The organism is Streptomyces sp. CB09001 (assembly GCF_003369795.1).
Lineage (GTDB): Bacteria > Actinomycetota > Actinomycetes > Streptomycetales > Streptomycetaceae > Streptomyces.
Genome location: NZ_CP026730.1, coordinates 643615 through 655963, shown reverse-complemented (window position 1 = coordinate 655963; position 12349 = coordinate 643615). Strand labels below are relative to the sequence as shown.

Below are 12349 nucleotides of genomic sequence, written 5' to 3'. Positions count from 1 at the left end.
TCCGCTGGGATGGTGGGGTGAGCACCGACACCGCGACCGACGTCTTCGAAGAGCACCGGCCCGTCCTCCTGGGCGTCGCCTACCGCATGCTCGGCCGCCTGGCCGACGCGGAGGACGTGGTCCAGGAGGCGTGGCTGCGCTGGTCCGGTGCCGACCGCAGCGCCGTGCGCGAACCCCGCGGATACCTGGTGCGCGTCACCACCCGGCTCGCCATCGACCGGCTGCGCCAGGTCAAGTCGCGCGGCGAGACGTACGTCGGCCCGTGGCTCCCCGAGCCCTACGTCACCGACTTCGGCGACGCCGTGCCGGACACCGCCGAGCGGGCCGTCCTCGCCGACTCCGTGTCCCTCGCCGTCCTCGTCGTCCTGGAGTCGCTGTCGCCGCTGGAACGGGCGGTGTTCGTCCTCAGGGAGGCCTTCGGCTACCCGTACGCGGAGATCGCCGCCATGCTGGAGCGCGGCGAGGCCGCGGTGCGCCAGCTCGCCGGACGCGCCCGCAGGCACGTCGACGAGCGGCGCCCCCGCTACGACGTCGACCAGGCCCAGCGCCGCGACCTCACCGAGCGCTTCCTCGCCGCCGCGGCCGAGGGCGACCTGGCCGGCCTGCTGGCGACGCTCGCGCCGGACGTCCGGCTGGTGGGAGACAGCGGCGGCCGGTCCAAGGCGCCGCTGCGCGTGCTGGAGAGCTCCGACAAGGTGGGCCGCTTCCTGCTGGGTGTCGCGCGGCAGGGCATTCCCGACGCCACCTTCCACTTCCTGGAGCTCAACGGCGGCCCGGCCCTGCTGGTCCGCTCCGGCGGCAAGCCGGACTCCGTCGTCCAGGTGGACGTCGTCGACGGTCGCATCCAGTCGATGTACATCATCCGCAACCCGGACAAACTGCTGTCCCTGGCCGACATTCCCTAGCCCCGCCCCGTTCTCCCCGCGTCATCTCAGGGCCCCGGTCCCCGTCCCGCGACGTCTCGCGACGGGGGCCGGGGCCGTTCCGTCGTGGGATTGGTCTTGACCAAGGGGGTGGGGCGTTTTAGGGTCGCAGAGAACTGCAACAACCTTTAATAAACAAGGGCGTCAAAACGCCGCCGGACTACGGCGATTGCGGAGGACAGGGTGGGGACCACGCAGTTGGAATCGGTGCCGGAGCCCAAGTACTGGCACCTCAGGACCGTACTCAGCGAGGCGCTGGACTCGGAGTTCGAGGTGGGCGAGATCCTGCCCAACGAACGCGACCTCGCCGCCCGCTTCGGCGTCGCTCGCGCGACCCTGCGCCAGGCCCTGGAGCAGCTCGAGCTGGAAGGCAGGCTCCAGCGCCGCAGAGGCGTCGGTACGACCGTGGCGCCGCCGCGCGTCGGCGTGGCCGTCGGCACCCGGGAGCACGCCTGGCCCGGGACGGCCGACGACGCCTGGCAGCCCGCCGACTGCGTCCTCGCGGCACCTCCCGCTGCCGTGGCCGCCGCCCTGGAGACGGACCGCGACGAACCCGTCCACACCGTCCGCCGCTCCCGCGTGAGCCACGGCCAGCCCGTCGCCGCGGAACTGCTGTACGTCCCGGCGTCCTCGGTGCCCGACCTCACCGCCATCGACGCGCCCTCCGGGCCCGCACGCGCGCGTGCCGTGCTGCGTGAACTGCAGCGCGGGGACCTGGAGCGGCAGGAGAGCGCCGTCGAGCTGGGCTCGGTCGGCGCGGACGACGCGAAGGAGCTGGACCGCCTCCCGGGCGCGCCCGTCCTCGTGGTCACCACCCGCTACCTCGCCGACGGCCGCACCGCAGCCCTCTCCGTCGCCACCTACCGCGCGGACACCTGCCGGCTGACGTTCGGCGACTCCGGGGACGTGGAGATCCACCACGGCCCCGAGACGCAGGCCTCCTGACCGACCCGCCCCCCGGGTCGCCGCCCGCCGCCCGCGGGTCAGCGGCGGGCCGTCGCGCCCTCGACCGCGAACAACTGCTCCTCCACATGGTCGAGGGCCAGCCGCAGCGCACCCGTCGCCACGGCCGCCTCGCCGAGCAGCGACAGGGCCACCCGCGGCGGCCGCAGGCAGTAGCGGGCCAGCTCCCGGCGCAACGGCTCCAGTACGCCGTCGAGGCCGGCCGCCCAGCCGCCGATGACGACCATCTCCGGATCGAGCGCCAACGCCAGTGCCGCCACGTCGTGCACCAGCCGCTGGATGAACCGCTCGACGGCCGCGCGGGCCCGCTCGTCGCCCTCACGGGCCTCGGCGAAGACCTTGGCGACCGCCTGCTCGTCCAGCGGGTGCAGCGGCTGGTCCGTGGTGGACAGCAGCGTCTCCGGCGTCACGTCCCGGCCCAGCAGGTGCAGCGCGCCGATCTCCCCGGCCGCCCCGCCGTACCCCCGGTGCAGCCGCCCGCCGATCAGCGCCCCGGCCCCGGGACTGAGCCCGGCCAGCACGAACACGATGTCGTCGCTCTCGGTGGCGGACCCCTTCCAGTGCTCGGCGACCGCCGCCGCGTTCGCGTCGTTCTCGACCAGCACCGGGCACTTGAAGGAACGGCTCAGCCGCTCACCCAGGCCAAGACCCGTCCACCCGGGCAGCGCGGTGCCCAGGCGGACCGTGCCGTCCGCCTCGACGATCCCGGGCGTGGCCGCGCCCACCGCCCGCAGCGAGCCGCGCGCCACACCGGCCCGGCGCAACAGCTCGGCCACGGCCGTGCGCAGCCGCTCCAGCCGCTCGTCGGCCGGCGCGTTCTCGTCCACGTCCTTGGCCTGGGCGCCGATCACCCGGCCGTCCAGGTCGGACAGGAGCGCGGCCACGCGGTGCGGGCCGATCTCCAGGCCCAGCAGGTGTCCGGCCTCCGCCCGGAACCGGAACCGCCGCGCCGGCCGCCCCTGCCGCCGGGCCGTCCCCTCGTCGGCGGCCGCCTCGACGACCAGGCCGGCCTCTATCAGCCCCTCGACGACACCCTCGACGGTCGGCCTGGACAGCCCCGTCACCCGGGTGATCTCGGTCAGCGTCGCGGAGTCCGTCGCACGCAACGCGTGCAGCACCACAGCGGAATTGATCCTCCGCAACAGTGAAGGGTCCCCGCCGGTCAGGCCTGCCAAGGTCCGTCCTCCCAGCTCGTGCGCGTGTGGGCCGGATGGTACTCGGCCCGCCGAACCCCGGCGAGTTCCGGTCCGCCGTGCCCGCTCCCCGAAGCCTCCTCACCCGGGCGCGACGAACCCCGACTCGTACGCCGTGATCACCGCCTGGGTGCGGTCGCGTGCCCCCAGCTTCGCCAGGACGGCGCTCACGTGCGACTTCACCGTCTCCGTGCCGACCACCAGCCGTGCGGCGATCTCCGCGTTCGACAGCCCCCGCGCCATCAGCCGCAGCACCTCGCCCTCCCGTTCGGTCAGCCGGGCGCGCTCCAACTCGGCGCGGGCCGCGCGGTTCCCGCCCCCGTCGCCGTACTCGGCGGCCAGCTGCCGCACCGAGGCGGGGAACAGCAGGGACTCGCCCTCGGCGATCAGCCGCACCGCGTGCACGATCTCGGCCGGGCGGGCCCGCTTGAGCAGGAAGCCGTCGGCGCCCGCGCGCAGGGCCTCGTACACGTACTCGTCGTTCTCGAAGGTCGTCACCACGAGGATCTTCGGCGGGTCGGCCACCGTCCGCAGCAGCGCGCGGGTGGCCTCGATCCCGTCCAGCAGCGGCATCCGGACGTCCATGGCGACCACGTCCGGCCGCACCTGCCGCACCAGCGGAATGACCGCCGCCCCGTCGGCCGCCTCACCGACCACCTCGATGTCCGGCTGCGCCTCCAGCACGGCCCGCAGACCGGCGCGCACCAGGGGTTCGTCGTCGACGAGGAGCACTCTGACCGGCATCCGCCCAGCGTAGATCAGCCGAGCGGCAGCTCGACGCGCACCTGCCAGTCACCGGCGCCGTCCGGCCCCGTGCGGGCCCGCCCGCCCAGCAGCGCGGCCCGCTCCCGTATGCCGCGCAGACCGCTCCCGCGGCCCGGGGCGGGCCTGTCGTCCGGCAGCGGATTGCGCACCTCCAGGGTGAGCGCCCCGTCCGCGACCCCGATACGAACCAGGGCCGGCACCGCCCCCGCGTGCCGCAGCACGTTGGTCAGCGCCTCCTGGAGGATGCGGTAGCCCTCCCGGGAGACCGGGCCCGGCAGGCTGTCCAGCGGGCCGGTGACCTCGGCGTCGACCTTGGCCCCGGAGGCGCGCGCGGACTCCAGGAGCCGGTCGGCGTCCGTGAGCGTCGGCCGGGCGCTCACCGGCCGCTCCGCCTCCCGCAGCACCCCGAGCACCCGCTCCAGGTCCTCCAGCGCCGCCCGGCCCGTCTCCTCGATCGCCGTCAGGGCCCGGTCGGTGAACTCCGGGCTGTTCGCCGCGCGCGCGGCCCCCGCCTGGACGACGGCCACGGTCAGCGCGTGACCGATGGAGTCGTGCAGCTCGCGGGCGATGCGGGTGCGCTCCAACAGCTGCTCGGTGCGCTCCTCGAGGGCCGTGAGGCGTTCGGCGGCCGACGGGCCGAGCAGTCGCCGGGCGGCGGCGGTGAGCACCTCGCCGAGGCCGACCACGACCGCGTACAGCACGAGGAGCGGCAGCGGCGCCAGCAGGCCGTACAGCCACCCCGGTTCGCCCGACAGGGCGGGCAGGTCCTCGGGCTCGTGCCCCACCGTGCGCGCGGCCAGGGTGTACGCCACGATCGGCAGCCAGATCGTGAGGTAGGAGGCCACCCCGCCCAGCAGCGTCCTCACCCCCAGCCAGAGCACGGTCCGCCAGCGGTCCCGCCAGGTCACGGCGGGCAGCAGGGCGAAGTCCGGCTCCGCCTCGTCCGGTGTCAGCAGCAGCCGGGCCTGCATCACCTCGCCCACCCGCACCGCCGGGATCAGACCCACCGGCACCAGCACCAGCAGCGGCACCCAGGGCAGCTCCGGTGCGACCCACCACCACACGCTGAGCGCGGCCACCGGCACCCACAGGTGCAGCAGCCGGGTGTACGTCCTCCCGCGTACCAGCGGGCGCAGCAGGCGAACCATCCCGTCATCGTGTCATCCGGCACCGACGGCACGGCTCCCCCGCACGGGGGACGCGCCATCCACCGGCGGGGGAGGCCACCGCGCGGTGCGGTCCGCCACGCTGTCGCCATGACCAGCATCGACGTCCGCAACCTCACCAAGGAGTACGGCCCCCGACGAGCTGTCGACGACCTCACCTTCACCGTGCGTCCCGGCAGCGTCACCGGCTTCCTCGGCCCCAACGGCGCCGGCAAGTCCACCACCATGCGGCTCGTCCTGGGCCTGGACCGGCCGACCTCCGGGACCGCGACGGTCGGCGGACGCGCCTACACCACCCTCCACGAGCCGCTGCGGCACGTCGGCGCCCTGCTCGACTCGGAGGCGGCCCACGGATCGCGCACCGCGCGGGACCACCTCCGCGTCCTGGCGGCGAGCAACCGCGTCCCCGCGCGGCGGGTCGGGGAGGTGATGGAGGAGACGGGCATCGCGTCCGTGGCCCACCGCCGGGTGAAGACGTACTCCCTGGGGATGCGCCAGCGACTGGGCATCGCCGCCGCGCTGCTGGGCGATCCCGAAGTGGTGATGCTGGACGAACCCTCCAACGGACTGGATCCCGAGGGCATCGTCTGGGTGCGCGAACTGCTGCGCCGGCTCGCGGCCCAAGGACGCACGGTGCTGGTCTCCAGTCACCTGATGAACGAGACGGCGTCCTTCGCCGACCACCTCATCGTCCTCGGCCGAGGCCGCCTGCTCGCCGACACGCCGATGCGGGAGTTCATCGACTCGCGCGTGCAGCCGCGGGTGCGCATCCGGACGCCGGACGCGACCGCGCTCAAAGCCGCGCTCGCCCGGCACGGACACGACGCCGTGGAACACGACGGCGGGTACTGGACCGTGCACCGCGCGCGCGTGGACGACGTCGGCCGGATCGTGTCCGGCGCGGGCGTACCCGTCCACGAACTCGCCTCGGACGAGGGCACGCTGGAACAGGCCTACCTCGACCTGACCGCCGCCGAGACCGAGTTCGCCGCACAGCCCAAGGAGGCCCGACCATGAACCTCACCCCCGTCCTCCGCGCCGAGGCGCTCAAGGTGCTCACCCTGCGCTCGCTGTGCGGCACCCTGCTGGCCCTGTTCGTGGTCACCACGGCGTTCTCCGCACTGGCCGGGTCGTCCGACGCCTCCGATCCGGACTTCGACCCGCTGTTCACGGCCCTGTCCGGTGTCATGCCCGGCCAGATCGCGGCCATCGCCTTCGGGGCCGTCGTCATCTCCTCCGAGTACCAGACCAACGGGATCCGGCTCTCCCTGGCCGCAGTACCGCAGCGCGGCCGGTGGTTCGCGGCGAAGCTGGCGGTCATCGCCGTACCGGTCCTGGTGGTGGGGCTGGTCACCGCGCTCGCCGCCCTGCTCGCGGCTCGTGCGGGCCTCGGCACGGCGGCGGACGGGCTCACCGCGGGTGAGCAGGTCCGCGGCGTCGTGGGCTGCGGGATCTACCTCATGCTCATGGCCCTGTTCGCGGCCGGGCTCACCACCCTGTTCCGCAGCGGAGTGGCCACCCTGTCCACCCTGATCCCGTTCATCCTCGTCGTCTCCTTCGTGCTCGGGGACGCGGCGGGCACAGCCGCCGGCTTCCTGCCCGACCAGGCGGGTCAAATCGTCCTCTACCGGACGCACGACGGGACCCTCGGGCCCTGGACGGGGCTAGCGGTGGCGGCGCTGTGGGCCGCCGTCGCGCTCCTCGCCGGATTCTGGCGGCTGCGCCGCCGGGACGCCTGACCACGGACGACCGGCGGGGCGGCTGACGCCCCGCCAATTGTCAGTGGCGGCGGGTTTACTGGAGGCATGAACATCGCGCGGCACCTCGCCCTCGTCGACGAGCTGTGCTTCCGGCCCTTCCCGGCGGAGCACGGCCCGTCGGGCGGGGGCACCGCGGCTCCCGGGCACTTCACGGCGGTGCTGGAGAGCAGCCGCGGCCTGCGCGGACGCGACCCGGGCGAGCGGGCGGCGACGGTCGAGCAGTACGAGAAGGACCGGGACGCCCTCTACGAGCGGTTCGCCACGCGCTGGGGGCGGACGGACCCCTTCAACCTGCAGACGGTCCTGCTGCGGACCGAGCGCGAGGAGATACCCGAGCCGTGGGCCGGGCTGAGCGCCGGCGCGCGGGTGGCGTGCCTCTGGGAGGCCGAGGGCACCGGCCGCTGGGTCGCGGTGGCCGTCGCCGACCGAGACCAGGCGGACGAGGTGCGGTTGCTGGCGGTGGTCACGCAGGAGCCACCGCCGTGACCGCGGTGCAGGACTACGTCCGCTGCCGGGTCCCGTGTGCCGGCTCCCGCAGCCGGCCGCCCTCCCGGTACTCCTCGGTGGCCCGTCGCCGCCGTCATCAGGCCGGGGTCGATGCCGCAGAAGAGTCCGCTGGGCTGGGATGCGGCAGGTCGGAGCGGTGCCGATCCCCTGACCCGCGAGGCCGCATGCGTGTTCGGGTAGTTCGCTGCGCCGAATTTCGCTCCGGTGGTGATCGACGAGGTTCTGGTGGACGCCGAGGCACTGGAGCTCGCGGCACGGACGACGTCTTCTCTGTGTACATGCCTCGTTCAGGCCGTCCTCACCCCGCATCTGGCCAGCTCGGACCGATGATGGAAAAGGTTCAATGCGTTCAGGGACGTAGGCGCGGTGGTCGGCTGTCTTGTGATGATCGACGGCTGGGCGGGTTCATGCCTGGAACTCGGTGAGGTCGATGCCGTGAACGTGCAGTGGGTAGCCGTATACCGGGTGGGTCGTCTCCCGCTCGGGTGTCATGCCGAGCTTGCGGATGACGTTCTCGGAGGCGTTGTCCCCCACCCGGCTGATGCTGATGACACGGTCCAGGCCGCGGTCCTGGAGTGCGAACTCCAGTGTGGCGTGCGCGGCTTCGGACGCGTATCCCTGGCCCCAGAACGGTGAGCCGAGCCGCCAGTTGATCGCCACTGCGGGCATCACCTCCGGCAGGAACTCGGGCACGGACAGCCCTGTGAAACCGATCAGTTCGCCCGAGGCCAGCAGTTCGACGGCGAAGAGTCCGAAGCCCTCCTCATCCCACTCCTCCTCCCACCGTTCGATGTCCTCGGCTGTGTGGTCCAGGTCGCGCACCGAACCGTCGTCGGTCCAGCGCATAACCCGTGGGTCCGCGTTGATGTCCGCCATCGACGCGAGGTCGTCGTCGTGCCAGCCACGGAGGAGAAGACGGGGTGTGCGGATCTCGGTCATGCGCCCATCCTGCCGAAGGCAGGCACCGCATCGGTAATCCGGCGCTCGCCGGCGCCGCCGCTTCGCCAGCGCGGTCGAGAGGCCAGACCGATTCAGTGGCAGCCTGCCGCAGCACCACGGCCCTTGCGGGCGCCGTATGTCATGACGCGGCCGATTGGCTGCAGCAACCCGGGACGGGCTGTCGCGACCAACCGGCCGCGCCGCGATGGTCCCTGGTCAGCCATCGACGGCGGCGAGGGCGTCGATCTCCACCAGCATGCCGGGCGGAAGCTCCATGTAGACGGTGGTACGGGCCGGGAACGGCTCGCCCACCGCCTCGGCGTATGCCTGGTTCATCTCGGCGAGATGGGCCGCGTCGGTGAGGTAGACGCGCAGGATGAGCACGTCCTCCAGGCCCGCACCGGCCGCTTCGAGGACTGCGGTGACGTTGCGCAGGACCTGTGCGGTCTGCTCGGCGACCGTGCTGCCCACGACGTTCCCGGTCGCCGGGTCGAGGGGCAGCTGGCCGGCGACCTGGACGAGTCCGCCCTTGCGCACGCCCTGGGACAGGGGAGCGGGAAGCACGGGGGCGTCCTTGGTGCTGATGATGGTCCTGCTCATGGGAGTTTCCTCGGTTCTCTTCAGAGGCGAATGTCTGCGAGACGGCCGGATCCGTGCTGAGGAGGATCGCGAGGCGTCTCGGTGGGTGACCTTGGCGAGGGCCTGCCCGGCCACGGGGCGGGAGGCCCGGGCTGTCAAGGCCGGTGGGGACAGGGGCGGATGGACCGATTCGGTTCATGCCCGGCTCGGAGGGCGGACGCGGACGCTCGCCCGGGTGGGAGGCGGCCGAGGCCGCGGTGCCTTCATGCCCGTCTCCGCCGGGTGGTGACAAAGGCCGCCTCCCGGCGAGTACGACCGCTCCGTGAGCGACCCCGCACCACGATGCTGCGGCACCGGGCACGTGCCGCGGTATGCGTCACGTGACTGCACCTGGCCACGACGGACCGCCGACCGCTGGACGGAGTCGCACCTCATCGGCAGCCCGTGCCCACCGGCCCACGCCCAGGCCTGTGCCGTCCGGGGAAGAAGTGGCTCCCGACAAGGCTTCGGGGCTGCTCTCTCCGGCGGGCAGCACGGTCGGTCGCCGCCTACGCGCGGCAGGCACAGCGGACGGCCGCAGCCGAGAACGTGCACGTCCCGCGAAGTGGCGTGGCCGGTCGTGGCCCGGTGCCGTGCGGACGACGGCCCGGGGCGTGGCCGGGATCCGAGGCGAGCGGATCCAAGGCTCGCGCGAGCACGATCAAGGTAGCGTCGAGGCGATCGATGTGCAGCAGCAGGCGCTGCTCCGGGCGACGCATACGCCGCTCGTCCGAGAGCAGGGACAGCGCCCCGGTGACCCTGGGGCGTGCGGTATGCGAGGCGATTCCCGGTCGATGGTGCGTGATGCGGATCAGCTGTGTCACGGTCTCCTGTGCGCGGTCGGCCGCGGCGGTGAGCCGGGTGGCGCACTCTGCGCCCTGGCCCGCCGGGAAACGCCCGGCCGTGGCGGCCAGGCTCCGTGCGTGGTAGGCAGCAGACCCCAGCAGTTCCACCAGGTGGCGGGCGCGATCACGTCGGCCACGTTGCGGGTTGAGCGGGTGGGTGAGCGGCAGAGACGCTTTACCGAAGGACTCCAGTGCTTGGTCGAGGTCACGTGCCGCGCGCACCCAGCTCGTCGATGTTCCTGCGCCCAGGTTTCCTGTGGTGGTCCGAAGGAGTTGGCGGAGGACCAGCAGGAAGTTGACCAACTCCTCGTCACTGGCCCGGCGGACCGTGGTGGGCAGAACCAGGACGGCGGCGAGGATCCCGCAGGCCACTCCCAGTGCGGTCTCCTCAACGCGCAGGAGCAGCACGTGCGTCGAGAAGGTGCCCAGGAGGGAGAGCAGCAGACTGAGCATGCAGGTGAGGAAGAACGTCACCGCCCAGTAGGCGACGGACGGCGTGTAGAACATCCCGAACATGCAGACCAGCAGCAGGAGCAGGAGCAGCGGGCCGTCTCCGCCGACCAGGGCGGCGAGACCGTAGCCGACCACCACGCCGATGACGGTGCCCGTCAGCCGCCGGAGACTTTGCAACAGGACTTCGCCGGTGCTCTCGTTCTTGATGAATACGACCCAGGACGCCGCGACGGCCCAGTACCACAGGTGCGGGGACAGGAGATGACCGCCCACGACGGCGAGTGCCGAGGCAGCGGTCACCTGAAAGGCCTGTCGGGTGGCTGCGCGCTTCAGGCTTCCGGTGTCCCTTTCCCCGCGCCGCTCCACTGCGAAGGCTTGCCCCTGCGGTGTGGCGCGCTCGCGCGGAGGTGTCCCGCGTTCTGGTCGAGGGACGGCGCGCGGGCCGAGAGCCCGCAAGGCTGCGGTGAGTTCGTCGACCGCTTGGAAGCAGTCCTGCAAGTGTGCGGATCCGGCCGGCCGGTGTGCCGGGCCGTCCTCACGCTGCTCCTCGTACTCCTCGTACTCCTCGTACTCCTCGTACTCCTCGGGGGGAGGGGCCGTTCCAACGGTCAGCTGGTGTCGGAGAACCTGGATCCGTCCCGTGAGCTGCTGCCGTGCTGTCCGTTCCGCCAGGTCGTTGAGGTTCGGTTGCGTTCGGGCCGCGCGGACGGTGAGCACGGCCAGCCGCTGCGCAGCCACCTCGGCCCGAGAGATGTGCTGCAGCAGCAGGTCGTCGGTGTCCTGGTCGACCGGGCGTTCATCGAGGAAGTCCTCGATCAGAAGCACGGATGCGTGCAGCCTGTCCAGGTGGCGCTCCAACGATCGACTCCGAGTGTGGACGTCCTGACCAGTGGCGATCATCGAGGCCGTGTCCCGTAGGACCTCGTGCAGACGCCCGTCGAAGGCACGCCGGAGCCGCGTCAGGACGCCGGACGCCGTCCTGGGGCCGGCGCAGTACCACACGGTCGCGACGGCGCCGAATGCGACGAGTACGGCTGCCCCGAGCTGCGGAAGCTGGACCACTCGGGCCTGGGTGAACTGCGACAAGAAGAAGGCCATGAAGCCGAAGATGCCCAGCCCCAGCCCTCTCGCGCCGAATCGGCGGGCCTGGACGGTCAAATGGATCAGCAGCAGGCACAGCACCTTGGCTGCCGTCGGGTACGGAGTCAGCACGGCTCCGGCGGTCAGGGCCGCGAGGGAGAGTGGAGCCCCGAGCCCGAGCGTGCTGAGCTGGTTGCGCGGGTGCAGGTCACTGATCGCCAGTGACGTCACCATGGCGGTGAAACCGCCCGCCAGCAGTGCCGTGTCGGACCCTTGCAGCGCTGTCAGCACGGCGAGGGTCGCGGCGGCGCCCAGCACGGCGCGCATCGCGGAGGTGAGACGCATCAGCCCCGGGTCAATGGCGGCGAAGCGGTCCCACAGCAATGCTTTTGTCCTCGCCACCATGGGTTTCTCCGTCATCCTTCCGCCTGTGGACGGTCGTGCCCGCGGCTGACGGCGCGGAGCCACTGCGTGGCGGTCGTCCGAGCGGGACCCTGCATCACCGCGACAAGCCAGACGGCGATGGGAGGAGTCTGGAGGTCCCGACCGACTCATTGCCGCGCCAACAGTCTCGACGAGCGGGGGTTCCGTCCGGTATGCGTCAGGTGACTGCTGCACTCTCCGATGCGCCGAGCCGCGTCCCGCGTGCTCCGGTTTCGACGGCGGTGCTGCGCAGCGCAGCGGGAGGACCGGGACTCCCGGGAGACCTCGCAGGTCCTTGCCATCGGCGGCCTCCCGGGTGGTCCCAGGGCGCCGGACCGGTGTTGGGTGCCGGCGCTCCGCTCGTCGCCCAGCGGTCGCGTTGAGGATGTAGCGGACGTGCGGGCCGCCGAAGTAGCGCGCAGTATGTGGGGCCGGCGTTGTCGGCGGTGGAAGAACCCGCGGGTTTCGGCTGCGAGTTCGGTCTGGTTCCTGGCCCGGTGGGTGTGGGGCAGGCTGCGCTTGAGGCCGGCGTCGACCAGTTCGTCCGGGTTCGGCTCGGGTGAGTACGACGGCGGGAAGTGCAGCTCGATCCGGTCCTCGCGGCCGGTGACCTGGTCCGAGCGGATCCCGGCCTGGTCGGCGAAGAGCCTTCGCCCTTGTCCGCTCCTGCTTTGGCCCGGATCGCCGGCCAGGTCCGGGAGACGGCCTTCGACT

11 protein-coding genes and 1 pseudogene are annotated in these 12349 nt (G+C 72.5%); 5 read left to right on the top strand and 7 right to left on the bottom strand.

The genetic code is table 11. The annotated features are described in order from the left end of the window. Positions 1-17: 17 nt before the first annotated feature. Positions 18-905: an RNA polymerase sigma-70 factor gene (locus C4J65_RS03035; protein WP_115740969.1), complete on the top strand. Its 888-nt coding sequence runs from the start codon at positions 18-20 to the stop codon at positions 903-905. Positions 906-1106: 201 nt separating this feature from the next. Beyond that, positions 1107-1868 (top strand): GntR family transcriptional regulator, encoded by a 762-nt coding sequence (locus C4J65_RS03030; protein ID WP_115740968.1) that lies wholly within the window; start codon positions 1107-1109, stop codon positions 1866-1868. A 38-nt stretch (positions 1869-1906) separates the two neighbouring features. Here C4J65_RS03030 and C4J65_RS03025 read toward each other — a convergent pair whose 3' ends face one another. From C4J65_RS03025 to C4J65_RS03015, 3 genes are all read right to left on the bottom strand, one after another. Further along, complete coding sequence (locus C4J65_RS03025; protein WP_115740967.1) at positions 1907-3061, bottom strand: ROK family transcriptional regulator; 1155 nt, start codon at positions 3059-3061, stop codon at positions 1907-1909. Positions 3062-3160: 99 nt separating this feature from the next. Further along, positions 3161-3823, bottom strand: a complete 663-nt coding sequence (locus tag C4J65_RS03020; protein ID WP_115740966.1) for a response regulator transcription factor — start codon at positions 3821-3823, stop codon at positions 3161-3163. 14 nt (positions 3824-3837) lie between these two features. Further along, positions 3838-4992: a histidine kinase gene (locus C4J65_RS03015; protein ID WP_115740965.1), complete on the bottom strand. Its 1155-nt coding sequence runs from the start codon at positions 4990-4992 to the stop codon at positions 3838-3840. 108 nt (positions 4993-5100) lie between these two features. Here C4J65_RS03015 and C4J65_RS03010 point away from each other — a divergent pair, with 108 nt between their 5' ends. The 3 genes from C4J65_RS03010 (at position 5101) to C4J65_RS03000 (ending at position 7256) form a co-directional block, all read left to right on the top strand. Beyond that, positions 5101-6027, top strand: a complete 927-nt coding sequence (locus C4J65_RS03010; protein ID WP_115740964.1) for an ABC transporter ATP-binding protein — start codon at positions 5101-5103, stop codon at positions 6025-6027. Beyond that, positions 6024-6749 (top strand): ABC transporter permease, encoded by a 726-nt coding sequence (locus tag C4J65_RS03005; RefSeq protein WP_115740963.1) that lies wholly within the window; start codon positions 6024-6026, stop codon positions 6747-6749. Before C4J65_RS03010 ends, C4J65_RS03005 begins: the two co-directional genes overlap by 4 nt. A gap of 66 nt (positions 6750-6815) precedes the next feature. Then, positions 6816-7256: a hypothetical protein gene (locus C4J65_RS03000; RefSeq protein ID WP_115740962.1), complete on the top strand. Its 441-nt coding sequence runs from the start codon at positions 6816-6818 to the stop codon at positions 7254-7256. Between the two features lie 426 nt (positions 7257-7682). Here the strand turns inward: C4J65_RS03000 and C4J65_RS02995 are convergent, their stop codons facing one another. The 4 genes and pseudogenes from C4J65_RS02995 to C4J65_RS36490 form a co-directional block, all read right to left on the bottom strand. Next, on the bottom strand, positions 7683-8216 hold the full coding sequence (locus tag C4J65_RS02995; RefSeq protein WP_115740961.1) for a GNAT family N-acetyltransferase: 534 nt from the start codon (positions 8214-8216) through the stop codon (positions 7683-7685). A 216-nt stretch (positions 8217-8432) separates the two neighbouring features. Next, positions 8433-8816, bottom strand: a complete 384-nt coding sequence (locus tag C4J65_RS02990) for a Rid family detoxifying hydrolase (protein WP_115740960.1) — start codon at positions 8814-8816, stop codon at positions 8433-8435. A gap of 527 nt (positions 8817-9343) precedes the next feature. Continuing rightward, positions 9344-11680 (bottom strand): FUSC family protein, encoded by a 2337-nt coding sequence (locus C4J65_RS02985; protein ID WP_240330617.1) that lies wholly within the window; start codon positions 11678-11680, stop codon positions 9344-9346. A gap of 333 nt (positions 11681-12013) precedes the next feature. After that, positions 12014-12329, bottom strand: a pseudogene (locus C4J65_RS36490) (IS630 family transposase); the annotation flags it as partial. Positions 12330-12349: the final 20 nt, after the last annotated feature.